The following is a 24,983-nucleotide window of genomic DNA, read 5'->3' on the forward strand; positions in this document are numbered from 1 at the left end:
GGCGATATCGGTGCACGTAGGCGTCGGCGCGGATCGCGGAGGGGGTACGTAGGTACCGGGTACCTACGCCGACTTGGTGCCCTCGGGCTGTGCCGCGGCCAGGATCTCGGTACGGGAGGCGATGCCCAACTTGGCGAGGATGTGCTCGACATGGGCGTCCACGGTGCGTTTGGAGATGACGAGCCGTTCGGCGATCTCCCGGTTGGACAGGCCCTGGGTGACGAGTGCGGCGACCTCGCGTTCGCGGCGGGTGAGGGGGTCGGCCGGGCGGCTGTCCGCGGCGGCGGCGCGGGCCGCGGGGATGCCGGGCGGTTCGTCCGCGTCGGTCCGTACGGCGTCCAGGAGTTCGCGGCCCGACATCCGGGCGCCCGCCTCCCGCCACCGCTCGTACGGTTCGGCGCCCAACGCTGCCCGTACCGCCCGCTGTTGGGACTCCTGTTCCTCCAGCAGCCGGGGCAGCATGCCGACCGGGTCGCCGCCCAGCCGTCGCGCGTGCTCCGCGTAACCCAGCAGCCAGCAGGCCCTGACATACCGCTTCTGCCCGGCCGCGTGCCAGGCGAGGCCCAGGGACGCGAGCGCCGCGACCAGCACCTCGCCGATCTCGCTCGCCGCCTCCAGCCCCCGGCGCAACGCCGTCGCGCTCTCCTCGGGCCGGCCGACGAGCCAGAGGATGACGCCCTGGACGGAGAGCGTGGAGCCGTACAACTGGCGTTCGCCCCGGCCCTCCAGATACGCCAGGCCCGTCTCGCACCACTCCAGCGCCCGGTCCGTGAAGCCCAACGCGGCGTACAGCAGGGCCCCTTCGTAGTGGACGACGCCGATGCCCAGCGCGTCGTCCGCCGCGATCATCCGCCCGCGGACCGCTTCGAGAGCCGCCGACCCCTCCTCCACGGCCCCGCCGAGCAGCGTCAGAGCGCCCAAGTAGCCCTCGCTGAACAGCTCCACGCGGCTCTCGCCGACGCGGCGCGCCACCTCGTGCGCCTGCGGGAACCGGTCAAGCGCCGTCTCCAGATCGGCCGTCCAGATCCCGAACACCCCGGTCATGAACAGCCCCCAGGCCCGCTCCGCGGAGTCCTGGGGGACGAGGCCGAGTCCCTTGTCGATCCAGTACCGGCCCTCCGACAGGGTTCCCGCCGCCCGCCAGTACGCCCCGAGCCGCGTCGCCAGCCACAGCGCGTCCGTCGCCCGTCCCTCGGTGCCGCAGCCGTACTCCAGGGCCGCCCGTACGTCGGCGATCTCCGCGCGCACGGCGTGGTGGAGTTGGACCTGGGCCCGGCCCATCAGACCGTTCCAAAAACGGCCGACGAGTTCCTCGTAGTGGGCGAAGTGCCGTCCTCGTACGGCCTCGGCGTCGTCGGTGCGGGCCAGGCGCGCGGTGCCGTACTCGCGGATGGTGTCCAGGAGCCGGTAGCGGCCGCCGTCCTCGCCGATGCGCTGGACGACCGACTTGTCGACGAGTCCGATCAGCGCCTCGACGACCTGCTCGCCGTCGAGTCCGACCGCGCCGCCCGGGTCGCCGCCCGCGCACACCCGCTCGGCGGCGGACAGTTCGAAGGAACCGGCGAACACCGACAGCCGTGCCCACAGCAGTTGTTCCTGGGGTGTGCACAGGTCGTAGGACCAGTCGATGGCCGCGCGCAGGGTCTGGTGGCGGGTGAGTGCCGTGCGCCGGCCGCCGGTCAGGACCTCGCAGTGGCGGTCCAGGCGGGCGACGAGTTCCGCGAGCGGTACGGCCCGCAGGCGTACGGCGGCGAGTTCGAGGGCGAGGGGGATGCCGTCGAGACGGTCGACGAGGGCGAGGGCGCTCTCCCGGTCGGCGCCGTCCAGGGCGGGTCCGCCGGTGACGGCGGCGGCGCGCTTCGCGAACAGGTCGACGGCATCCGCGCGGGCCAGCGGGGCGATCGGCAGACAGCGCTCGCCGGGCACGTCGAGCGGCTGCCGGCTGGTGGCGAGGACGCTCAGTCCGGGGGCCTCGCGCAGCAGGATGTCGCAGAGCATCGCGCACGCGTCGACCAGGTGCTCGCAGGTGTCGAGGACGATCAGCATCCGCCGGCCGCGCAGATGTTCCACGATCGCGTCCAACGGCGTCATGCCGGACTGCTCGGGCAGTTCGAGGACGCCCGCGAGCGTCGGCGGCACCAACTCCGGGTCGCGCAGGGCCGACAGCTCCACCAGCCGTACCCCGTCGGCGAACCGGTCCGCGACCGCGCGGGCCGCCCGCAGTGCCGTACGGCTCTTGCCGACACCGCCCGGACCGACCAGCGTGACCAGCCGCGAGCGCGCCAACTCGCCGTGGAGCATCGCGAGTTCCTCGGTGCGTCCGACGAAGCTGGTCAACTCCACGGGGAGTTGACCGCCCCGCCGCTGTCCGAAGCCGTATCCCATGCCGCCCCCATACCCGTCCGCCAACCGGTCACCACAGCGTAGGCGAGTGACTCCCGAGCGTGAACGGTAGTCGAGTCCGGCGGGTGGGCGCGAGATCGCGCGGGCGCCCGGTGGCGCGCCGATCAGGCGACGCGCGCGCCGTTCACGCCGGGCTCACCCAGGTGCCGGTCTCGACGGAACGCACCATGGCGTCCACAACCGCCGCGCTGCGTACGGCATCCGGGAGCGTCGCGCCGTACGGCTCGCCCTCGGCGACGGAGCGCAGGAAGCGGTACGCCTCGATCACCTTGAGGTCGTCGTAGCCCATCGCGTTCGCCGCGCCCGGCTGGAAGGCGCCGAACTCGCCGTCGCCCGGGCCGACATACACCGTGGTGACGGGCTGGTCCTGGTAGGTCGTGCCGCGGCTGACCGCCAGCTCGTTCATCCGGCGGAAGTCCCAGAACACCGCGCCCTTGGTGCCGTGCACCTCGAAGCCGTAGTTGTTCTGCTCGCCGACCGAGACCCGGCAGGCCTCCAGGACACCGCGGGCGCCGGAGGCGAACCGCAGCAGGCAGTTGACGTAGTCCTCGTTCTCGACCGGGCCCAACTCGCCGCCGGTGGCCAGGGCGTGGCCCGCGGTCGCGCCGGTGGGGCGGGCGCGCTGCGGCAGGAAGATCGCGGTGTCGGCGGCGAGGGACGTGATGTCGCCGAGGAGGAACCGGGCCAGGTCCGCGCCGTGCGAGGCCAAGTCGCCCAGGACTCCGTGGCCGCCGCGCTCCAGCTCGTAGCGCCAGGTCAGGGCGCCGTCCGGGTGGGCCGCGTAGTCGCTGAAGAGGCGGACGCGGATGTGGGTGACCGTGCCCAGCTCGCCGGAGGCGATCAGATCGCGGGCGGCCTCCACGGCGGGCGCGTTGCGGTAGTTGAAGCCGACCGCGCCCTGGACGCCGGCCTTGGTCACCGCGTCGGCCACGGCGGAGGCGTCCGCCGTCGACAGGCCCACCGGTTTCTCGATCCAGATGTGCTTGCCGGCCTCCGCCATCGCGACGCCGATCTCGCGGTGCAGGAAGTTCGGCGCGGTGATGCTCACCGCCTGCACGCGCGGGTCGTCGACCACCTCGCGCCAGTCACGGGTGGTGGAGGCGAAGCCGAACTGCTCTGCGGCCTGCTCGGCCCGCCCGGGGACCTCCTCGGCGACCGTCACGAGCCGCGGCCGCAGGGCCAGCTGCGGAAAGTGGTGCGGGACGCGGGTGTACGCCTGGGTGTGCACCCGCCCCATCCATCCGAAGCCCACGACGGCGACACCGAGCGAGGTGACCATGACTGCCCTTCTTTGGACCGGTCCATAAACTGTCCCAGTCACACTGGAACCCGTTCGTCCTGATGTCAATACCTGGCTGTCAATCCCTGGAGTCCAGGCCTTTGACAGGGGGCGCGACCGCATGGAACGGTCCAACCATGAGATCTCCGACCATCCGCGACGTCGCCGAACGGGCCGGTGTGTCGAAGTCGCTGGTCTCCCTGGTGCTGCGCGGCTCCGCGCAGGTGCGACCGGAGAAACGGCGGGCCGTGCTGGCCGCCGTGGAGGAACTCGGCTACCGGCCGAACGCCGCCGCCCGCAGCCTCAGCGAGCGCCGCACCCGCTCGGTCGGCGTACTGCTGAACGACCTGCGCAACCCCTGGTTCGTGGAACTCCTCGACGGCCTGGGCTCCCGGCTCCACGACAGCGGCCTGCACATGCTCCTCGCCGACGGCCGCCTGAACCGTCGCCTCGGCGAGGACCTGACCCGCACCTTCACGGAACTACGGGTCGACGGCCTGATCGCGGTCGGCACCCTCCCCGCCACGGACGAACTGCGTGCCGCGGCGACCCACATCCCCACGGTGGTCGCGGGCGCCCGCGAGCCGGTCCTGCCCCACGTCGACGTCGTCGCGGGTGACGACTCGCACGGCGCACGCCTGGCCACCGAGCACCTCATCGACCTCGGCCACCGCCGCATCGCCCACATCGCCGGCCAGGGCGTCGTCGGCGAGCTGCGCCGCACCGCCTTCGAGACGGTCATGCACGAACACGGACTGACCGACCTCACGACGGTCGAACAGGGCGACCTGACCGAGGAGGGCGGCTACCGCGCGATGGTCCGCCTCCTCGCCGCCCCTCACCCGCCGACGGCCGTCTTCGCCTTCAACGACATCGCGTGCGTCGGCGCCCTGTCGGCGGCCGAGGAGTCGGGCCTCCAAGTGCCCCGGGACCTGTCCCTCGTCGGCTACGACAACACGTACCTCGCGCGTCTACGACACCTCTGGCTCACCACCGTCGACAACGCCAGCCACGACATCGGCCGCCGCGCCGCGCAACTCCTCGTCGACCGCATGGCGGATCCGGGGCGGGCGGGGGAGACGGTGCTGTCGGCGCCGCGGCTTGAGGTGCGGGGGAGCACGGGGCCGCCGTCCGCGACCGTGATGTCGTAGCAACTCACGCGCACGGAGCGGCAGTTGAATGGCAGGATGACTGGGCGTGAGTGAGCGCAGTGCATTCGGGACCATCGCCAGGGCCGCCGCGCCGCTGTATGTGAGCACGCTTGCCGCGTCGGCCGGGTCGCTTGTCGACACCGCGCTTCTGGGGCGGCATGCCACCGTCTCGTTGGCCGCGTTCGCCGTGACGATCGCCGTGTTCAGCCCGGCGACCGCCACCGTGGCGGGGGCGTTGCGCGGGGTGATGCCGTTCGTGGCGCCGCATCGGGACGACCCCGAGGGGCTGTTGCCGCTGGTGCGCAGCGGGATGTGGCTGGCGTTCGCCGTGGGTGGGGTGTGTGCGGCGGCGGTGGCCGGGGTGCCGCTGCTCGGTGGGGCGTTCGGGGTGCCGGGCGTCGTGCTCGACCAACTGGGGCTGTTTCCCTGGATGTTGGCGGGCAGCGTGTTGCTGATCGCCGTCAACTCGTCGGCCTCGTCCGTGCTGGTCGCGTTGGGGCGGTCGGCGCAGGTGATGCGGTCCGGGCTCTTGGGGACCGCCGTGTCCGTGGCGTTGTCGGTGGTGTTGGTCGGGGGGCCGGGGGCGCTGCCGAGTTTCGGGTTGGCGGGGGCCGGGGTGGCCATGCTCGGCTCCAGCGCGGTCGGGGCCGGGCTCAACCAGTACGCGCTACGCCGCCGTACCGTGCTCGCCGGGCGGCCGATCCGACCCGGGCGGCCCGATCCGCGCGAGGTGCTGCGGCTGGCCCGGGTCGGGGTGCCGCTCGGTGGGACCGTGCTGGTGAAGTTCTCCGTGCTGGGCGTGCTGACCTTCGCCGCCGCCCGCATCGGTACCGACAGCGCGGCCGTGCACAGCGTCTCCGAGTCCCTGGTGAACGTCGTCTTCACCGCCGCCGTGGCGGTCGGACAGGCCACGGTGCCGTTGATCGCCGGATACGCCGAGGAACGCGACCTCGCCCGCATCCGGCGCAGTGTGGACGCCGGGATCGGGGTCGCCCTGTGCGCGGTGGTCGTGCTCGGGGTCGTACTGGTCGTGCTGCGGGACCCGGTGATCGGCCTGTTCACCAGGGATGCGGGGCTGGCGCACCAGGTGATAGGGCTGCTGCCGCTGGTCCTCGCGGTGGTCGTCAGCGATGCCCTGCAAGCTGTGGCGGGGTTCGGTCTCGTCGGGCTCAAGCGCACCGTGCCCAGCCTGGTGTCCACGGCTGTGTGTTTCGGCGTGCTCGCGGCCCTCGCCGTGCCGGTCGCCGACGCGGAGGGCCTGGCCGGCCTGTGGACCGCGCTGGCCTGCGCGAACCTCCTCCAGGCCGTCACCAAGTTCGTCTCCTTCCGGCGGCACAGCGCCCGGATCGTCGGCGAGGTCGTCCCGGCGGTCGTCCCGGCGGTTGTGTCTGGCACGAACACCGGCGCGGGCGCGGCACAGGAGCCCGGGCGGGGACGTTGAGCAGCTGCCGAAGCCCGCTGGTCGTCAACAGGGCGTGCCGCAACGGACGTAGGGACCGGTCCAAGTCGTTGAACAGGCGCTGAACTTCTTTGGTCCGGGGCCTATCGACGGTGTGCTAGACCCGGGTGCCGGCAGCGGGCACCTGGTGCGACGCCGTCCCCGCCGAGCGTCCGCGCGATGTGACGTCACGGCACGCGCCCATTACGGTCGTACGGACGACGGGGATGCCGGAAGAGGGGCAGCATGAGCAGCCGGAACCTGGGTGAGATGACGCGCATCGAGGACGCGGCGCTCACCCTGGCCGCGCAGGCCGGGGATGTCGCCTCCCTAGGGCTGTTGCTGGAGCGGCACCGGGCCGGGATGCGGGCCGTCGCGGTGAGTGTGCTGGGGCCGGGGCCCGATGTCGACGACGTGGTGCAGGACGCGGCGGTGACCGCGCTCCGGCGCGTGGGGGATGTGCGGGACCCGGAGGCCGTAGGGGCTTGGTTGCGGATGATCGTGCGCAACCATGCCCGTTCGTTGCTGCGGGGGGCCGTCGACTTCCGGCCGCTCGATGATCTGCATGTGCCCGTCGCGGAATCCGGTCCTGAGCGGTGGCTGGAGCGGCACGCCATGCGGGACTGGATCTGGGAGGCCGTCGAGGAGTTGTCTCCCGCGCTGCGGCTGCCGCTCGTGCTACGGCATTTCAGTGTCGGTGTCACGTCGTACGAGCAGATCGCCGAGGCCTGTGGCGTTCCCGTTGGAACGGTCCGGAGTCGGCTCAGTCAGGGGCGGGCCAAGCTCGCGCTGGCCCTCGCCGCCACGGCCGACGCTCCGCACGGTGACGCAGGGCGGCGCACCCGTGCCAGCCGCATCGAGGCGCGCGAGACGCTGGACGCGGCCGAGAGCGGGCACTTCGGCAAGCTGCTCACCGAGCGCTGGTCGCCCGAGGCCGCGCTGGTCCGGGGGGACCAACCGGTGGGCGGCAGAAGCCTGTTGGTGCGTGGGATGGAGTGCGATCTGGAGGCCGGCGTACGGCAGCACCTCGCGCACGCCGTGGCCGGGCGGTCGCTCGTCGTCTGGGAGATGGACATCAGCAATCCCGACGACAACCCCCAGCACTGCCCGCCCGCCGTGGCCTGGCTGATGAGTCTGGACGGCGCCGGGCGGGTGCATCGGCTGCGTCTCGTCCATCCCCGGCCGGTACCCGTCCCGGACTTCCTCATGGCGTGACCGGCGTCACACGATCCATTTCGAACTTCGTCCTTCCTCCCGCGTCCTGTCCGTGTCATCGCCGTATGCCGAACAGGGAGATCCCATGAGCGCCACCCCCTCGACCGACCCGCTCGCCACCGGGACCCACACCGTCGAGATCGACGGGGTCACGTTGAGTTACCACGTCCACGGCACCGGACCGGTCTGCGTCGCGCACTCCGGCGGGCCGGGCATCTTCTGGGACTACCTGCGCATGCCCGCGCTGGAGGAGCACCTCACGGTCGTCTACCCGGAGCCCATCGGCACCGGCGCCTCCGGCCGCCTGCCCTCCCACCCGAACGGCTACACCCGGGCCCGCTACAGCCGCGTCCTCTCGGCGCTGATCGAGCACCTCGGCGTCCCCGAGGTGCACCTCCTCGGGCACTCGCACGGAGGTTTCGTCGCCCAGTACCACGCCCTGCACCACCCCGAGCGCATCGCCGGCGTGATCCTCTACGACAGCGCTCCGGTGACCGGGCCCGAGCACGGCGCCGAGGCCATGCGCCTGGTGCAGGAGTTCGCCGCCCGGCACGCCGACAACCCCGGGCTCTCCGAGGTCGTGGAGGCGTTCCAGAGCATCCCCACCATCTCCGACGACGCGCAGATGACCGCCGTGGCGCGTGGGATCTTCCCCGCGTACTTCGCCGACTTCTGGGGCCGGGAGGACGAGTTCGGCCCCGCGCGGGCCGCCGTGGTGGCCACCCACATCTCCGGGCTGGACGAGGACCTCACCCCGGACGTCATCGACGACCGCGCCGACCTCGGCTCGCTCACCGTGCCGGCCCTCGTCCTGGTCGGCCGCCACGACGTCATCTGCGGGGTGCGCTGGGCTGAGGAGCTGCACGAACTCATCCCGGGTTCGGAATTGGTGATCTTCGAGAACAGCGGGCACTTCGGTCACCTTGAGGAGCCGGAGGCCTTCGCGAAGGCGGTGACGGCCTTCGTCGAGGCCCCCGCCGGCAACGTCGAGTCCTCTGCCGGCGATGTCGAGACCCTTGCCGGCAACTAGGTCATTTGGTCGAAGCCCCCGACGGACGGTCCGGCCTAGCTTGGACCTGTCCGCAGGGTTTCCGACAAACAAGGAGCATCGGCATGAGTGCCGTGAAGAACATCGTTCTCGTGCATGGCGGATTCGTCGACGGTTCCGGCTGGCAGTCGGTGCACCGCCTGCTCACCCAGGACGGCTACCACGTCAGCGTCGTACAGAACCCGACCCTGTCCCTCGTCGACGACGTGGCCTTCACCCAGCGGGCCCTCGACGCCCTGGACGGTCCTGCGGTCCTCGTCGGCCACTCCTACGGCGGCGCCGTGATCACCGAGGCCGGCCGCCACGACGGTGTCGCCGCGCTCGTCTACATCGCGGCCTTCGCGCCGGACAAGGACGAGTCGGTCGGCACGCTGGTCGCCGACCCGGCACCCGGCGCGCCGGTGCCGCCGATCCTGCCGCCGGTCGACGGCTTCCTCTTCCTGGACCGTGACAAGTTCGCCGCGTCGTTCGCGGGCGACCTGCCGGCCGAGGACGCCGCGTTCCTGGCCGACTCGCAGGTTCCGTGGGGCCTGGACGCGCTCAACGGACCGATCACGGAGCCGGCCTGGCGGGCCAAGCCCAGCTGGTACCTCGTCGCGACCGACGACCACATGATCCCGCCGCCGGTCCAGCACCAGATGGCCGAGCGCGCCGGAGCGACCGTGGCCGAGGCCGCCGGCAGCCACGCCATCTACGTCTCCCAGCCCGCGGCGGTGGCGGAGCTGATCAAGCAGGCCGCGGCCCACCAGGCCTGACGGCGTTCCCGCCGACCACTGACCACCAGCCACTGACCGCCTGTCAACTCCCCGCTTCAGCCCGCCTGTTCACAGGCGGGCTGTCCGCGTCGCTTCCCGAGCGAAGCCGAGAGCACCCGAGAGGGAATCAGATCCATGACGACCGTCGTCCAGCCGTCCGTCGCCGAGCAGTCCGAGGCGGAGGCCCTCTACCGATTCCAGACGGAGACCCCCGAGCCCGTCCGTGCCGCGCTGGGCATGACCGCCACCCGGCTCGGCGGTGGTGTGGTGCTGTCGATGCGCGACGACATCACCCGCTTCTGGAGCAAGGCCCTCGGCTTCGGCGTCACCGCCCCCATCACGGCCCAACTCGTCGAAGAGGTCTGCGACTTCTACCGCGCGGCGCGCACCCCGCAGGCCACCTTCCAGATCGCGCCCGCCTTCCTGCCCGAGGACTGGCCGGAGATCTGCGCACGGGAGGGCATCGTCCAGGACTCGTCCTGGGCGAAACTCGTCGGCACGACCGAGGAGGCCGTCGCCCGCGCCGACGCCCTGGACGTGCCGCCCGACGGCATCAGCGTCATCCCGCTGGAGGCCGAACACGCCCTGGAATGGGGCACGGTGATGATGCGGGCCTTCGGAACACCGGTCGAGCACTACGCCGAGATGGGCGCCGCGACTGTGACCCGGCCGGGCTGGTATCCCTACGGGGCCTGGCTGCGGGGGGAGTTGGTCGGCACCGGCACCATGCTCGTCCGCGGTGACACGGCACAGATGTTCGCCGGTGCCGTCCTGCCCCACGCGCGGGGGCGTGGCGGGCAGACCGCGCTGCTCGCCGCCCGGGCGCGCACGGCACGGGAGTTGGGGTGCCGTGTCCTGGTCGCCGAGACCGGCGCCGAGCAGCCCGGCACCCACAACAGCTCCCTGCACAACATGCTCCGCCTCGGCTTCGAGGTGGCCTACGAACGCCCCAACTGGAGCTGGCACTTGGAGCCCGGCGCGAGCTGAGCGGGAGGCGTCACCGCATCGGGCCGGTCAGCGCGTCGCGCAGGCCGCCCCGGGAGGTGACGTTCAACTTCCTGAAGACACTGCGGAGATGGGCCGCCACCGTGCGCGGCGACAGGAAGAGCCGCGCGGCGATCTGCTTGTTCGTCAGCCCGGTGGCGGCCAGTTGGGCCGCAACTCGCTCCTGCGGGGTCAGCAGCGCGTGCCGGTCCAGCCCGTCGGACTCGGCGGACTGGAGGGACTGGAGGGACTGGAGGGGCTTGACGGGAATCCCGCTCGCCCGCAGCTCGTTGGCCGCCCGCGCACTCCACGGGGCGGCACCCAGTCGCTCGAACGTGCCGAGCGCCGCGTCCAGGTGCACACGGGCCGCGCCTCCCGCCTTGGCGCGGCGCAGCCGCTCGCCGTAGGCCAGGCAGATCCGCGCCCAGTCGAACGGCCAGCGCTCGGCACCGGGTGTGGCGATGGCCGCCTCGAACAGGTCGTGGTCGATGACGTCCGGGTTCGCCATCGCCTCGGCGGCGTCCGTCAGCATGGCCAACCGGGGTGAGATCAAAGGGATGTCGGTCTTGCGGATCGCCGCCACGTGCGCGGCCGCCTCCTCGTGGTGGTCGGTGTGCACGGCGGCCTCGGTGAAGTCCAGCAGGAGCCACAGGGCATGCGGCATGAACCGCGGCACCTCGCCGGGCGTGCCGAGGGCCCGCAGGTGGCGGTAGGCGGCCTCGAAGTCCGCGCCGCCGAGCGCCGACAGGGCCCGGATGTGCGAGGCGTAGATCCGCAGCGCGCCCAGCCCGCGCGGGTTGCCCCAGGAGACGAGCCGGTCCGCGGTCTCGCGCGCGGTGGTGCCGTCGCCGCGCGCGGCGGCCACAAGTCCACGCTGAAAGTGACCTGTTGAGGCCGTCAGCCGGTAGTCGTACGTCTCGCACCAGCCGAGGCCCTCTTCGGTGATCTCCAGCAGGTCGTCCCACTGGCCGCCCGTGTAGGCGTCGTTGCCCAGCAGGAACTGCGCCTGGATGGCCAGGGCCACGGCCCCGCCGTCGCGGCCGTCGTCGATGATCCGGCGCAGTGCGCCCCGGCAGCCCGGGAGGCGGTCGATGTAGGAGGCGGAGAGCGCGATGCCGAAGATCCGTACGGGATCGGTCTGTTGGTGCAGGCCGGAGATGAGGTGGTCGAGCCGGTCGAGGAAGGGCAGCGCGCCGTACGCCGGATCGCCGAGAGTGCTCAGGATCACCGGCAGCAGGCGGCCCGAAGTGGGCGGACGCCGTCGCTTCACGACGTTCTCGAAGGAGAGCCACAGTTCCGGCCGGCCGCTGTAGAAGCACACCATGAGAAGGGTGTTCAGGGCTTCGCGGAAGATGTCCTCGACCGTCTCGTTGCCCTCGGGCCACCCATGGGTGTCGATGGCGCCGATGAGCAGCCGGTGGGCGGTGTCCACATCGCCCTCGCCGTTGAGGAGTTGGCTGGCCGCGGCGGTGGCGGCGGCGAGGGAGTCGACGCCGGACGGGTCGGCGTGGTCCGCGTTGTCCAGCAGCGCGCGGACGTTGCGCAGGTCCCCGGTGATGTTGGCGCCCAGGCAGGCCGCCTCCGCCAGCCGACGGGCCTTGTCCGTGCCGGTGGCGCTCAACTCCGAGGCGCGCAGCAGGGTGGTGATGGCGCCGACGGCGTCACCGCGGCGCAGGGTGCCGTACGCCACCTCGTGCAGCAGGGCGGCCACTTGGTCGTCGGGGCCCACGGCAGCGTCGGCGAGGTGCCGGGCCCGGTGCTCGGAGCCCTCGGGGAGTTCCGCGGCGAGCGCCAGATGTGCCCGCCGGCGTTCCTCGCTGGTCGACAGGTCCAGCACCGCGGAACGGGTCAGCGGATGCCGGAACTCCAGCCTGCCGGTGACACCGTCGACCTGGACGAGCCCGGCGCGCTCGGCGGGGGACAGCCCGGCGAGACCGTCCGGTTCGCCCAACGCCCGCTGGAGGATGTGCAGTTCACCCGAACCGTCCAGCACGGCGAGCAGGAGCAGCTTCCTGGTGGCCGCCGGGAGCGCGGCGACCCGGGTGGAGAAGATGCCCTTGAGCCGCTCGGTCAACGGCAGTACGGCGGGCAGGGTTCCCCGCTCCCGCTGCTGCGAGTCGTTGAGGGGCACGGGCAGTTCCAGCAGAGCGAGGGGGTTGCCCCGGGCCTCCGCGACCAGCCGTCGGCGGACCCTGGGCGTCATCGCGGGGAACCGCTCGGCCACCAGCTCGTTCGCCGAGACGTCGTCCAGCGGTCGGACCTCGTACTCGGGTATCCCGATGTTGCTGAGGAAGGACTCGTCGCCGGTCCGGGACGCGCCGAGCAGGGCGATCGGTCCGGTGCGCAGGGCGCGGGCGAGGGTGCCCAGGACCGTGGCGCTGGGCCGGTCCACCCAGGCCACGTCGTCGACGATCAGCGCGAGCGGACCGGCCTCGGCGGCGGTCCGCTCCAGCAGGGCGTGCACGGCGTTCGCGATGGCGAGCAGCTCGGTCGGCTGTTCCTCGGACAGCCCGCGGACCGCCTGGAGCGTCTCCGCCTGCCGTGCCGGCAGCGCGGGAATCCCCTCGGCCAGCGGTTGCAGCAGCTGGTTCAACGCCGCGAAACTGACCCCCCTCTGGAACGGGCACCCGGAGATCCGCAGCACCCGGAAGCCCGCCTCGGACGTGCGCAGCGCCGCGGCCTCCAGCAGCGCGGTCTTGCCCACCCCGGCCTCCCCGGTCAGCATCAGCGCGGCTCCCCGCGCGCGGGCGGTGCCGAAGTGCCCGTCGAGGACGGCCAGTTCGGCCGATCGTCCGATGAGGGCCGGCGGGGTGAGGGATGCCGATGCCATGACGTCTCCCGGAGGGGTCGGGCGCGAACAGGAACGGTCCAAACGTCTGAGTCGGTTCACGCGATGTGTGCGGCCGCCTCGGCGGCTGCGTGCTGGGCGGCGACGCGGTCCACCCTGACCGTCTCGCCGCCCACGACGACGGCCTCGCCGGCGACCCAGACGTCCTGGACCGCGCGGGAACCGGCCGCCCACATGAGGTTGGCGAGCAGGCGGCCGTCCTCGACGTCGAGGCCCGCGGTGAAGTGGGGTCCGTCCGCGGAGAGGTGGATCATGTCCGCCCAGTTCCCCGGGCGGAGGGCCCCGATGTCGGTCCGGCCCAGGGCCGCGGCTCCGGCCGAGGTCGCCATGAGGAAGGCGTCCGCGGCGGTGAGCGCCATGGCGTCGGCCGTGGCGAGACGGCAGAACATCATCGCGAGGCGGGCCTCCTCCCACAGGTCGAGGTCGTCGTTGCTCGCGGGCCCGTCGGTGCCGAGGCCGACGGGGACGGACGCGGCGCGCAGGGCGTGCAGATCGGCCGTACCGGAGGCGAGTTTGGCGTTCGAGCCGGGGCAGTGCGCGACACCGGCACCCGCCTGGGCCAGCAGCCGGATGTCGTCGTCGGAGAGATGCACGGCGTGGGCCGCGAGCAGCCGTCCGTCCAACAGCCCGGTCTCCTGAAGCAGTTGAGGGACCGAACCGTGCCGCTCCCGCTGCACGACGTCCTCGGCGAGGGTCTCCGCGACATGGATGTGCACCAGGGCGCCGCGTCGAGCCGCCTCCTCCGCCGTGGCGCGCAGGGCCTCGGGCGGCAGGGTGTAGGCGGAGTGCGGTCCGTAGCAGAGCTCGACGCGCTCACCCGGCCCGAAGCGCAGGCTGTCCGTGTCGATCCACTTGCCGATGGCCGCGAGATCGGTGTGCCAGTCGTCGCCGGGCCGGTCGAAGTAGGCGGGGGCGATCAGGACCCGGCTCCCGGCTTCGAGTGCCGCGTCGGCGACCTGCTCGGCGTGCGCGTACATCTCGGCGCTGGTCGTCACGCCGTAGCGCAGCATCTCGACGCAGCCCAGCAGCATGCCCGCGCGGGCGTCGCGGGGGCGCATGCGTGCCTCGGCGGGCCAGACGGCGTCCTGGAGCCAGGACGACAGCGGGAGGTCGCCGCCGAGTCCCCGCAGGAGGGTCATCGGGGAGTGCGCGTGGGTGTTGACCAGGCCGGGAGCGAGGATGCCGGACAGAGAAGTGAGCGGGACACCGGCCGGGAGCGGGGGAGCGGTGGCGGCCGGACCGCAGTGGGTGATGCGGCCGTCCGGGCCGACGTCGACCACGGCGTCGCGCAGGACGGAACAGGACGGGTCGGCCGGGAGGACCACGGGGGCGAGAAAGCGACGTGGCACGGACATGGAGAGCTCGCTTCCGGAAGGAGTGCTGTCAACGAGAGCAAGATGCGGGACCGGTCCAAAAGTTCGATCCCGGCGGCGTGAACTCGATCACAGGAGTGGGGAAACGGATCGCCCTACTGTCATGAGCATCGCCGGTTTGGCGTGGATAGGATGAGGTGTGTCTTCCTGGAGCCAAGCTCTGACCGTCTCCTCCGCGAGCGCCTGGGACGAGGTCTTCACCGGCTTCCACGGCGCGAGCCGCATCAAGGTGCCGGACCGTCGCGCGCCATGGACCGGGCGCCTGGAGTGGCAGCGGTCGAAGACCTACAGTCTCGCCCTGTGCTCCGGCGGCGAGGAAGTCGTCGACCGGGACACCCGGCACATCCGCACCGATCCCCGGGGCACGTACGAACTCCTCGTCCCGCTCTCCGGGTCGGCCTGGGTGGAACAGGGGGCGGCCTCCGGCGAGATCGGGCCCGGTGTCATGGCGCTGTGCGACATCGACCGGCCCCTGACGTTCGCGCACGGCGCCGGCCTCCGCAGCATCTCCCTGATCGTGTCCGGCCGGCATCTGTCCGCGCGCAGCGCGCTCGCCGCCGGGGGACCGCATCTGCTCGGCGGCGAGCGCGGACTCGGCCGTGTCGTACGGCAGTTGACCACCACCTTGCACGAGGAGCGCGAGCACCTCTCCGAGACGACCTTCGACATCGCCTGCGACCGCCTCCTCGACCTGGTGTGCCTGGCCGCGGAGGGCGGCGTCGACTCGGCGCCCACCGGACAGCGGGCGACGGTCGAGGCCGCGATCCGGCGCTACGTCCGGGAGCACGCCTGCGACCGTGACCTGGACGTCGCCGGCATCGCGCGGGCGCTCGGCTGGTCCGCGCGCTACGTCCAGCAGGTACTCCAGGCCGCGGGCACCACCTCGCGCGACCTGATCCGCCGCGAACGGCTGAACGTCGCCAGAACCCGTCTGGCCGGCGCCAGTTGGACCACGTACTCGATCGCGGAGATCGCCCACGCCAGCGGCTTCGGCAGCCACGCATCCTTCGCCACCGCGTTCCGCGCGGAGTTCGGGCTTACCCCGCGCGAAGCCAGGCGCAACGGCTAGGAGTTGGGCGGGGTGAAGTACCGCCGCGGATTGTCGACCAGCATGGTGGTGAGCTGCGCCTGGGTGACGCCGGCGACACGCAGGGCCGGGAGTACCTCGTCGTGCAGGTGGGTGTGGTGCCAGTTGGGCGCGATCTGCTCCCGTACGCCCGGCGGGAACCAGTCGAGGTGGCAGGACGCGTCGTGCGACAGGACCATCCGCTCGGCGAACCCCTCGCGTGCGAGGGCCGCGACGGTCGCCACCCGCTGGTCCTCCGGCAGCAGGACGTCGAGACCGAAGCGGTCCATGCCGACGTACGAGCCGTTGTCGATGAGCTGGTGCAGATAGCCGAGGTCGGCGGTGTCACCGCTGTGCCCGATGACGACGGCCCCGAGGTCCACGCCTTCACTGCGCAGGATGTCCTGTGCGACAAGTCCCGTACGGGCGGCGGCGCTTGTGTGCACCGCGATCGGGGCGCCGGTGCGCAGATGGGCCTGGGCCACCGCGCGCATCACCCGCTCGACACCCGGGGTGAGTCCGTCCTCGATCGCGCACTTGAGGAACGCGGCCTTGATGCCGGTGTCCGCGATGCCCTCGGTGAGTTCGCGGACGAACAGGTCCGTCATGCCCTCGGGGCCGCCGAGCAGGGTGCCCGGGCCGTGGTACCGGAAGAAGTCGGGGATGTCGGCGAGCGTGTAAATGCCGGTCCCCGCAACGATGTTGAGGTCCACCTGCTCGTTCACCAGGGCGACACGCGCCACGTTGCGGCCGAGCCCGATGACGGTCAGGTCGACGAGCGTGGAGACGCCGGTCGCGACGAGGGCCTTCAGCCGGGAGACGGCATCGGCGATGCGCTCCTGCTCGTCCCAGGTCTCGGGGAGGCTCTGCCGGAGTTCCTCACTGACGACGAAGACGTGCTCGTGCATCAGGACGGAGCCGAGGTCGGTCACGGCTACGGGGCCGTGGACGGTTTGGACTTGGGGAGCTTGAGGGATTTGGGTGACTTGGGGGGTCGTCATGCTGATCCTTCGGTGCGTGCTCGCTCGGTACGTGCCTGGTGAACGGGCGGCCGGGGGTGGGGAGTTGTCGGGTGCGTGGGTGTGACGTGACAGTCGCCGCGAGTGGGTGCAGCGGGTGTCGGATGTGCAGGGGGCGTCAGGCGTCGGTGGCGTCGGCCGCGGCCTGCCTGATGAGGTCGGCCACCGCGTCCGGCCTGGACACGTACACGGAGTGGCCGGCGTCGCTGCCGGTGACCGTGCTGCCGGCCCGCCGGGCCATGGCCCGCTGCGCGGGAGGCGGGATCATCCGGTCGTCGGTCGCCACCAGATACCAGCTCGGCTTGTGCCGCCAGGCCGGTTCGCCGATCGCGCCGCCGAGCGCGTCGAGCCCCCACGGCACCTGCGAGTCGGCCATGAACTCGGCCTCGGCCACCGGGAGATCGGCCGCGAAGGACGCGTGGAACCTCTCCCGGTCGAGGAACAGGAACCCGTCGACCGGCGGCAGGATCGGCGGCACCGGCGCCCCAGGTTCAGGGTCGGCGATCAACGTGTTCACGGACTCGCTCTTGTCGGGCGCGAACGCCGCGATGTATACGAGCCCGGCGACCCGGTCGTGATTACCGGCCTCGGTGACGACGGCCCCGCCGTAGGAGTGCCCGACCGGAATCGCCGGCCCGTCCAACGCATCCAGGACCTGCTCGGTCACCGCGACATCGCCCGCGAGGGACCGGGTCGGGTTCTGCACGACGCTCACCCGGAACCCGGAACCCGTCAGCAGCCGGTGCGCACCCCGCCACCCGGAGCCGTCCACGAACCCGCCGTGGACGAGCACCACGTTCTTCACCAGTTCCGCATTCATGGAGCTGACTCTTCCAAGGTCACACGGCTGCCGTCTTTCGCGTCGGCGCGCAGTCCTTTCGCGTGGGCGCGATCCCGGCAAGGACGGAACAGCGGCCAGGAGCCCCGTGTCCACACCGTGCTCCACGTTCGGCGCTCATATCCCCCATAGCGCGCTACGTCATCATCTTCCGCCCCACGCTGATACGTTGCTCGGGCGTCGGAGCAACCCCCGCAACCCCCGTACTCACCGCATCTGTCCCCACGCACCCGCCGCCCCCACACCCCCCGAAGAAGGAGAGCCGTCCAGTGGCCCCGCACGGGACGCGCCGCAACCTGTCGGCCCTGTTCACCGTCGCCCTCGCGCTCGTCCTGCTGGCCGGGCCGGCCTGCGTACCCGGTGCCGAGTCCCCGGCCCCGCCCGCGCAAGCCGCCCCGGCGCAGGCGGCCGGTCCGCCGACGGCCTACGGTGCCTACGTCGGCTACGGTGCCGACGCCGTCCGCCGCGTCGCGGGGTTCGGGGCCTGGCTCGGTCGGCCCGAGCCAGGGGTCGGGCACGCGTATCTGCCCGGGGACAACTGGAGCGATATCGAGGGCGCCTCCAACGACCTTGCCCTGTGGGCCGACTGGCGTCGGAAGGAGCAGGACCGGCTCCTCGTCCTCAACGTGCCGATGCTGGACCGCAACGAGGCGCACCTGCCCGACAGCGTGGTGCGCACCGAACTGGGAGACGGAGCGGACGGACGTTACGACGACCACTTCCGCGCCCTCGCCGACCGCCTGGTCCAACTCGGCGTCCCCGACACCGAGATCGTCCTCGGCTGGGAGATGAACGGCACCACCTACACCCACCGGTGCTCGCCCGACCCCACGGCCTGGAAGCGGTACTGGACGCGCATCGTCACAGCGATGCGATCCGTCCCCGGGCAGCGCTTCCGTTTCGACTTCACCCCCAACCGCGGCCGTGACGCGATCCCCTGGACCGACTGCTACCCCGGCGACCACTACGTCGACGTCATCGGCATGGACGCCTACGACGCCCCCCGCGGTCTGTCCTTTGCCCGACAACTGACCGAGCCGTACGGACTGTTGGCGCAGGTCGACTTCGCCCGCGCCCACCACAAGCCCATCGCCTATCCCGAGTGGGGCCTGTACGAGAACGGCGACAACCCCACCTACATGCGCGGCATGCTCACCTGGATGGCCGGCCAACACCCGCTCTACCAGACCATCAGCGACTACTGCCCCCACGGCGTGTGGCGCTGCCGCGCCAACCCCAAGTCCTCAGCCGTATACCGGGCTTTGACGGAGCATCAGCCGTGAGCACGAAGAACGGCACCGCCCGGGGAAAGGGGCGGTGCCGTTCATGAGTCGACCAACTACCTTGCTACGGCGTCCACTTCACGCTCGGATTCACCTGTCCGGTCCAGTTGAAGATCGCCATGTTGTCCCAGCCGTCCCCGCTGGTCGCGATGTTGGCGGGGTCCCAGCCGTTGCCCGTGACCGCGTACCAGGTCGGCTCCCAGTAGAAGACACCGATCGCACCCGCACTACGGGCCGTATTCTGCACGGCGGTGAACTCCGCGCCCTGGCCCGCCCAGGTGAGCGGATAGCCCGAGCAGCCCGAAGTCACCGAGTTCGCCGTGCTGTCCGCGTCGGACGAGGTGAACGGGTAGGCCGTCTCCGCGATGATGACGTCCTTGCCGTAACGCGACTTCATGTCCGAGACGACACTGCCCATGTTGGCCAGCGTGCCGTGCCACATGCAGTAGTAACTCAGGCCGGTGATGTCCCAGTTGACGCCCTGCGCCTTGATGCCGTCGTAGAACCAACGGGCGTTCGAGTCGCTGTCCGCGTCGGCCGTGTGGATGATCACCTGGGTGGAGCTGTTGCACGCCTTGGTCGCGTTGTAGCCCGACTTCAGCAGCAGACCGATGTTGGTGAAGTTGTTGTTGACGACCTTGCCGTCGTCCCACAGCATGCCGACGTTGATCTCGTTGCCGATCTGCACGCTGTCCGGGGTGGTGCCCTGGGACTTGAGGCTGTTGCAGACGTCGTAGGTGTAGTTGTAGACGTCGGTCTGCAGCGCGCTGATGCCGTGGCTCGACCAGGCCGCGGGCTTGTACTGCTTGCCCGGGTCGGCCCAGGTGTCCGAGTAGTGGAAGTCGACCAGCAGCTTCAGGCCCTTGGCCTTCACCTGCTTGGCGTAGGCCAGCACCTTCGCCTTGTTGTTGTAGCCGCTGGCGGGGTTGTTCCAGATCCGCAGGCGGACGTAGTTGACGCCGGCGGCCTTGAGGATGTCGAGCGGGTCCTTGGCGGTCCCGCTGGAGTCGTAGTACTTGGCGCCGAGGTCGATCGCGCGCTGCGCCGACGAGACGTCGGCGCCGAGCATGGTGAGCGAGTTCGCCGCGGCGGCGTTCGTGGGGGTGAGCATCGCGGCCGGCAGGGCGACTGCGGCCAGGAGCAAGGCGGCTTTGACTATGCGGCCCGGGCTTCTCACGGGGATCCCGACCTCCTTGGGTCGACTGACATGCGCATGCGGGTTGGTTCTGAGAACGTTCACAGTAGGAGAGGTAACAGGCGCTGTAAATATGTGTGTCGGTTGTATTTCCCGCAGTTGGTGGGCGTGGTGTATGGGCGACCGAGATGGGAACGTACACAACCCAGAGCGCACAGTGGTACCGAGGTACTACACCCGCGACCTCAATGACCCCCCGGTACGACGGTTTCGAGCCCCCGCACTCCTAGCGTTACCAGTGGGAAAGCCCAGTGGGGGCGGCGGCACGTGAGCGTGAGGGAAACCGATGATCGAGGCACAGCAACTGACGAAGCGGTACGGGGAGAAGACGGCGGTCGACCGGCTTGACTTCGTCGTCAAACCGGGCACGGTCACCGGCTTCCTGGGCCCGAACGGCGCCGGAAAGTCCACCACGATGCGCATGATCGTCGGCCTGGACGCGGCCACCAGCGGCACCGTCACGGTCAACGGCAAGGCCTACGCCGAGCACAGCGCGCCGCTCCAGGAAGTCGGAGCGCTCCTTGAGGCCAAGTCGATCCACCCGGGCCGCTCCGCGTTCGACCACCTGATGGCGCAGGCCCACACGCACGGCATCCCGCGCCGCCGGGTCGACGAGGTCATCGAGATGACCGGGCTGCAGAGCGTGGCGAAGAAGCGGGCCGGCGCCTTCTCCCTCGGCATGGGCCAACGGCTCGGCATCGCCGCCGCGTTGCTCGGCGACCCGGCGACCGTCATGCTCGACGAACCGGTCAACGGCCTTGATCCCGAAGGCGTGTTGTGGATCCGCAACCTGCTGACCGGTCTCGCGGCGGACGGTCGTACCGTCTTCGTCTCCTCGCACCTGATGAGTGAAATGGCGCTGGTCGCCGACCACTTGATCGTCGTCGGACGGGGGCGGCTGCTGGCCGACACCACCGTGCAGGACCTGGTCCGGCACGCGGGCGGCGACACCGTGACCGTCGGGTCCGAGCAGCCGGCCCGGCTGCGTGAGGTCCTGGCCGGTCCCGGCGTCGAGATCAGCGGCGAGGTCGGCTCCGAGGAACTGCACGTCACCGGGCTGACCGCGCGGGCCATCGGTCTCAAGGCCGCCGAGCACGGCATCCCGCTCTTCGAACTCAGCGCGCGGACCGTCTCGTTGGAGCAGGCGTTCATGGACCTGACCCGGGACGCCGTCGAATACCACGGCTCCACCACCGTCGAGACCCCCGGGAGGGCCGCGTGAGCACCATCACCGCGACCGACAGCGCCGCACCCGCACCCGCACCGGTGAAAGCGGCCCGTCCGCCGTACAAGGTCACCGGGCGCCGGGTGCTGCGCTCCGAGTGGGCCAAGTTGTGGTCCCTGCGCTCCACCTGGATCACCCTGGGCCTGGGTCTGCTGTTCCTGATCGCGTTCGGCCTGATCGCCGCCGCGCACTACAAGTCCTCCTACAGCTCCGGTCATCTGCGGCCGGACGACGTCAACTCCACGGCGCTCGACCTCTCCCTCTTCGGTACGAACTTCGCGCAGCTCGCCCTCGGTGTGCTGGGCGTCCTGGTCACCGCCGGCGAGTACTCCACCGGCATGATCCGCTCCACGCTGGCCGCCGTGCCGCGCCGCCTGCCGGTGCTGTGGTCCAAGGCCGCCGTGTTCGGCGTGGTCGCGCTCGGCGTCGCCCTCGTCGGGGTCTTCGTCGCGTTCCCGATCGTGAGCGGCATCGTCTCCGGCACCCCCGCGGCCCTCACGTTCTCCCATTCCGGAGTCGTCCGCAGCCTGCTCGGCGCCGGTCTCTACCTAGGCCTCGTCGGTGTGATCGGTACCGCGCTGGGCGCAATGCTGCGCTCGGTCGCCGGGGGCATCTCGGTCCTGGTCGCCTCGCTGATGCTGGTGCCCGGGCTGATCTCACTGCTGCCCAGCTCCTGGCAGGACGACATCAGCCCGTATCTGCCGAGCAGCGCGGGCGAGGCGATGTTCGCGCTGACCCACGACTCGACGACGCTGTCACCCACCGCCGGGCTCCTGGTCTTCCTCGTCTGGACGGCCCTCGCCCTTGCCGGAGCGGCGTACCGGCTGGTGCGGACCGACGCCTGAGGCCGACGTTCCTCGCGGACGACGCGGCATCCGACCTGGTCACCGGTCGGATGCCGCGCCGCCGTAGGACCCCACAATGGAGAGGTGACACCGATGAGCCTCGACGACCCCGCCCACACGCCGTTCGCGGAGGCGGACCTCCCGTGGAGTCACCCCATGGCCGGCGGGCTGTCCCGGTTCGGCCGGCGGATCAAGCAGGGCGACCGGAAACACCCGTGGGTGCTGGATACCGCTCTGATCGTCGTGGTCGCGGTGATGTTCTGCGTACCGGACCTGGTGAACGACGACGACGGCCGACGGCGCGGCTTCGACAACAGCTTCATCCATCTGCCCTGGCCCGCGACCATCGCCCTCCAGGCAGGCCTGGTACTGCCGCTGCTGTGGCGACGCAGAAGGCCGACCCTCGCCTTCGCCGTCATCGCCGCGGTGTTCTTCGTCCAACTGGGCCTGGGTGCCTGGCTGCGCGCCGATGTCGCCCTGCTGATCTCCCTCTACAGCCTGGTGCTGCACGGGCAGTTGCGGCGGCTGCCCGCGGCCTGCGCCGTCGCCGCCTGCGCCCTGGGGGTGTTCGCGATCCGGCTGCCGTCCCAAGTGCCGTTCCTGGACGCGCTGTTCGTCCTCTTCAGCACGATCACCGCGGCCGTCGCGCTGGGCCTCGTCGTACGGATCCGGCGCGCCCAGCTCGCCGTACTGCGCGACCGCGCGGCCCGCCTGGAGATCGAGCGCGACCAGCGCAGCAAGCTGGCCGCTGCCGCCGAACGCACGCGCGTGGCACGGGAGATGCACGACATCATCGGCCACAACCTCTCCGTCATCATCACTCTCGCCGACGGCGGCGCCTACGCCACCGACCTCGCCCCCGAGCGGGGAAAACAGGCCCTGCTCCTCATCGGCGACACCGGCCGCCAGGCGCTCGGTGAACTGCGCCGCATGCTGGGCGTGTTGCGCGTGCAGACCTCCACGCCCGACGCCCCCGAACTCAGCCCCCAGCCGGGCATCGCCGACCTCGACGCCCTGTGCGCCCGCATCCGCGCGGCCGGTCCGCAGGTCGTGTACCGCACCGGCGGCGACCCGGCCGCCCTGGATCGCGGGGTCCAGCTCACCGTGTACCGCATCGTCCAGGAAGCCCTCACCAACGCCCTCAAGCACGCGGGCCACGACACCCGCGTCGACCTGGCGGTGAGCGTCGAGGACACGGGGGTGCACATCGACTGCCACGACACCGGCCCGGGCACGGCCACCGCCGGGCCCCGGCCGAGCCACGACGAAGGACACGGACTCGCCGGCATGAGAGAACGCGCGGCCCTCTACCACGGCACCGTCACCGCGGGACCTGCCCCCGGCGGCGGCTGGACGGTACGGGCCACCCTCGACCTCACCCCGCTCGACACGATCGGGGGAGCGGCATGACGACCGTACTCATCGTGGACGACCAGCCCCTCCAACGCCTCGGCTTCCGCATGCTGTTGGAGGCCACCCCCGACACCGAGGTGGTCGGCGAGGCCGCGCACGGCGGCGAGGCGGTGCGGATGGCCGCCGAACTGCGTCCCGACGTGATCCTGATGGACGTACGGATGCCCGGTATGGACGGCATCGAGGCCACCCGCCGGGTCGTCGCGGCCGGCGACCGCTCCCGTGTCCTCATCCTGACCACCTTCGACCTCGACGAGTACGCCCACGAGGCACTGCGCGCGGGAGCCAGCGGCTTCCTCCTCAAGGACGCCCACCCCGAGGAACTCCTCGCCGGCATCCGCGCGGTGGCCTCCGGCGACGCGGTCATCGCCCCCGCACTCACCCGCCGCCTGCTGGACGCCTACGCCCAGCACCTGCCGAAGAGTTCACCGGAAGGACCCACGACGGTGCCTGCGACGGACGACCCCCGCATCCGCTCCCTCACCGAACGCGAGCGCGAGATCCTCGTCGCCATGGGCCGGGGCTGGACCAACGGCGAGATCGCCGAGCGCCTCTTCCTGTCCGAGTCCACGGTGAAGACCCACGTCGGCCGCGTCCTGGCGAAAGTCGGCGCCCGCGACCGCATCCAGGCCGTCATCCTCGCCTACGACCTCGGACTCGCCCGACCCAACGCCCCTGACCAGTAGACCGAGTTGTCCCCGGCATCGTGAAACCTTAGGTTGCACCATCCGCACGCACAGCTTCGTACACGATGTGGACGTTGCGGCACATCGGGACAACTGTTGCTGCCCATGGTCGAGATCAAACGGGCTGTGACCCGCAGAACGATGTTGGGCGCCATGGCGGCGACGGCAACCGCGGCAACCGTGCCGCTGACCGTCGCGGCATCGAGCGCCGAGGCCGCGCCGCAGGTGAGACCCGATCTGCTCCATGTCGGCACCTGGAACGGCGGGCAGGTCTACGGGGTCCGGTTCGACCCCGTTCAAGGGACCCTGACGTCCATCGGGCCGGTGGCCCAGGTCAGTTCGGGCTGGGCGACGGCGCACCCGGACCGTCCGGTGCTCTACGTCGGCAGCCAGCTGGACGGCGGATTCGTCCACGTCCTCGCCGTCGACCGTACGACCGGCGCGCTGACGGAGACCGGCCAGGTGAGTACGGACGGCGGAGGAACGGCCGGCGGCGGACTGTCGTACCTCGGCGTGGACCGCCCCTCCGACACCCTGCTCGTCGCCAACTTCGAGGCGGGCCTCGCCGTTTCCCTCCCGATCCGCAGAGACGGCGGGCTCGGCGCACGGTCTCGGTCGTGGCCGACACCGGATCGGGGCCCAGCCCACGGCAGTTGGGCCCGCACCCGCACGAGGTCGTCGTGGCACCGGGCCGCCGCCACGCCCTGGTCCCGGACCTCGGCGCCGACCGCGTCTTCGTCTACGGCTTCGACGGTAGGACGGGTGCGCTGTCTTCGGGTGACGGAGGCCCTGGCGCGTATGTCACCGACGCCGGTGCGGGGCCCAGACGGCTCGTCTTCCATCCCGACGGACGGAAGGCGTATCTGCTGACCGAGCTCACGGCGGAGCTCCAACTCCTCGACTGCGACTGAAGATCAAG

Annotated in this window: 19 protein-coding genes and 1 pseudogene; 13 read left to right on the top strand and 7 right to left on the bottom strand. The window is 71.3% G+C overall.

Going from position 1 to position 24,983, the window contains the following annotated elements; translation table 11 throughout:
• Positions 1–63: 63 nt before the first annotated feature.
• Positions 64–2,385, bottom strand: a complete 2,322-nt coding sequence (locus ACFWP5_RS10170) for a LuxR C-terminal-related transcriptional regulator (RefSeq protein WP_384153189.1) — start codon at positions 2,383–2,385, stop codon at positions 64–66.
• Positions 2,386–2,527: 142 nt separating this feature from the next.
• Positions 2,528–3,682 carry a Gfo/Idh/MocA family protein gene (locus ACFWP5_RS10175; protein WP_384153192.1) on the bottom strand — a complete coding sequence of 385 codons (1,155 nt, stop codon included), beginning with the start codon at positions 3,680–3,682 and terminating at the stop codon, positions 2,528–2,530.
• 137 nt (positions 3,683–3,819) lie between these two features.
• On the opposite strand from ACFWP5_RS10175, the gene ACFWP5_RS10180 reads away from it, so the two are divergent.
• From ACFWP5_RS10180 to ACFWP5_RS10205, 6 genes are all read left to right on the top strand, one after another.
• Positions 3,820–4,833, top strand: a complete 1,014-nt coding sequence (locus ACFWP5_RS10180; protein WP_384153195.1) for a LacI family DNA-binding transcriptional regulator — start codon at positions 3,820–3,822, stop codon at positions 4,831–4,833.
• Positions 4,834–4,879: 46 nt separating this feature from the next.
• On the top strand, positions 4,880–6,274 hold the full coding sequence (locus ACFWP5_RS10185; protein WP_384153198.1) for an MATE family efflux transporter: 1,395 nt from the start codon (positions 4,880–4,882) through the stop codon (positions 6,272–6,274).
• 243 nt (positions 6,275–6,517) lie between these two features.
• Complete coding sequence (locus ACFWP5_RS10190) at positions 6,518–7,486, top strand: RNA polymerase sigma factor (RefSeq protein ID WP_384153201.1); 969 nt, start codon at positions 6,518–6,520, stop codon at positions 7,484–7,486.
• Positions 7,487–7,571: 85 nt separating this feature from the next.
• Positions 7,572–8,516 (top strand): alpha/beta fold hydrolase, encoded by a 945-nt coding sequence (locus ACFWP5_RS10195; protein ID WP_384153204.1) that lies wholly within the window; start codon positions 7,572–7,574, stop codon positions 8,514–8,516.
• 83 nt (positions 8,517–8,599) lie between these two features.
• Complete coding sequence (locus tag ACFWP5_RS10200; protein ID WP_384153207.1) at positions 8,600–9,289, top strand: alpha/beta fold hydrolase; 690 nt, start codon at positions 8,600–8,602, stop codon at positions 9,287–9,289.
• A gap of 135 nt (positions 9,290–9,424) precedes the next feature.
• Entirely contained in the window at positions 9,425–10,276 is an 852-nt protein-coding gene (locus tag ACFWP5_RS10205; protein ID WP_384153210.1) for a GNAT family N-acetyltransferase, read from the top strand.
• Between the two features lie 10 nt (positions 10,277–10,286).
• Here the strand turns inward: ACFWP5_RS10205 and ACFWP5_RS10210 are convergent, their stop codons facing one another.
• Both ACFWP5_RS10210 and ACFWP5_RS10215 read right to left on the bottom strand, forming a co-directional pair.
• A complete protein-coding gene (locus ACFWP5_RS10210; RefSeq protein WP_384153212.1) occupies positions 10,287–13,103 on the bottom strand; it encodes an AAA family ATPase in 2,817 nt (938 codons plus the stop codon).
• Between the two features lie 56 nt (positions 13,104–13,159).
• Positions 13,160–14,476: an amidohydrolase family protein gene (locus ACFWP5_RS10215; protein WP_384153215.1), complete on the bottom strand. Its 1,317-nt coding sequence runs from the start codon at positions 14,474–14,476 to the stop codon at positions 13,160–13,162.
• A 157-nt stretch (positions 14,477–14,633) separates the two neighbouring features.
• Here ACFWP5_RS10215 and ACFWP5_RS10220 point away from each other — a divergent pair, with 157 nt between their 5' ends.
• A complete protein-coding gene (locus ACFWP5_RS10220) occupies positions 14,634–15,563 on the top strand; it encodes an AraC family transcriptional regulator (RefSeq protein ID WP_384153218.1) in 930 nt (309 codons plus the stop codon).
• Here the strand turns inward: ACFWP5_RS10220 and ACFWP5_RS10225 are convergent.
• Both ACFWP5_RS10225 and ACFWP5_RS10230 read right to left on the bottom strand, forming a co-directional pair.
• Positions 15,560–16,561 carry a phosphotriesterase gene (locus ACFWP5_RS10225; protein WP_384153221.1) on the bottom strand — a complete coding sequence of 334 codons (1,002 nt, stop codon included), beginning with the start codon at positions 16,559–16,561 and terminating at the stop codon, positions 15,560–15,562. The two genes, ACFWP5_RS10220 and ACFWP5_RS10225, sit on opposite strands and share 4 nt — an antisense overlap.
• A gap of 136 nt (positions 16,562–16,697) precedes the next feature.
• Complete coding sequence (locus ACFWP5_RS10230; protein ID WP_384153224.1) at positions 16,698–17,399, bottom strand: alpha/beta fold hydrolase; 702 nt, start codon at positions 17,397–17,399, stop codon at positions 16,698–16,700.
• Positions 17,400–17,686: 287 nt separating this feature from the next.
• Here ACFWP5_RS10230 and ACFWP5_RS10235 point away from each other — a divergent pair, with 287 nt between their 5' ends.
• Positions 17,687–18,700 carry a glycoside hydrolase family 26 protein gene (locus ACFWP5_RS10235; RefSeq protein ID WP_384153227.1) on the top strand — a complete coding sequence of 338 codons (1,014 nt, stop codon included), beginning with the start codon at positions 17,687–17,689 and terminating at the stop codon, positions 18,698–18,700.
• Between the two features lie 64 nt (positions 18,701–18,764).
• On the opposite strand, the gene ACFWP5_RS10240 is transcribed toward ACFWP5_RS10235, so the two are convergent.
• The gene (locus tag ACFWP5_RS10240; RefSeq protein WP_384153230.1) at positions 18,765–19,877 is read right to left on the bottom strand and encodes an arabinogalactan endo-beta-1,4-galactanase; all 1,113 of its coding nucleotides are present in this window, start codon (positions 19,875–19,877) and stop codon (positions 18,765–18,767) included.
• Between the two features lie 304 nt (positions 19,878–20,181).
• On the opposite strand from ACFWP5_RS10240, the gene ACFWP5_RS10245 reads away from it, so the two are divergent.
• The 5 genes and pseudogenes from ACFWP5_RS10245 (at position 20,182) to ACFWP5_RS10265 (ending at position 24,975) form a co-directional block, all read left to right on the top strand.
• Entirely contained in the window at positions 20,182–21,117 is a 936-nt protein-coding gene (locus tag ACFWP5_RS10245) for an ATP-binding cassette domain-containing protein (protein WP_384153233.1), read from the top strand.
• Complete coding sequence (locus ACFWP5_RS10250; RefSeq protein WP_384153236.1) at positions 21,114–21,965, top strand: ABC transporter permease; 852 nt, start codon at positions 21,114–21,116, stop codon at positions 21,963–21,965. Before ACFWP5_RS10245 ends, ACFWP5_RS10250 begins: the two co-directional genes overlap by 4 nt.
• Before the next feature lie 93 nt (positions 21,966–22,058).
• Positions 22,059–23,375: a sensor histidine kinase gene (locus tag ACFWP5_RS10255; protein ID WP_384153239.1), complete on the top strand. Its 1,317-nt coding sequence runs from the start codon at positions 22,059–22,061 to the stop codon at positions 23,373–23,375.
• Positions 23,372–24,064, top strand: coding sequence for a response regulator (locus ACFWP5_RS10260; RefSeq protein WP_384153242.1), 693 nt, complete (start codon positions 23,372–23,374; stop codon positions 24,062–24,064). Before ACFWP5_RS10255 ends, ACFWP5_RS10260 begins: the two co-directional genes overlap by 4 nt.
• 153 nt (positions 24,065–24,217) lie before the next feature.
• Positions 24,218–24,975 (top strand): annotated as a pseudogene (locus tag ACFWP5_RS10265) (lactonase family protein).
• The last annotated feature ends 8 nt before the right edge of the window (positions 24,976–24,983 follow it).

This window comes from Streptomyces sp. NPDC058469 (assembly GCF_042721125.1).
Lineage (GTDB): Bacteria > Actinomycetota > Actinomycetes > Streptomycetales > Streptomycetaceae > Streptomyces.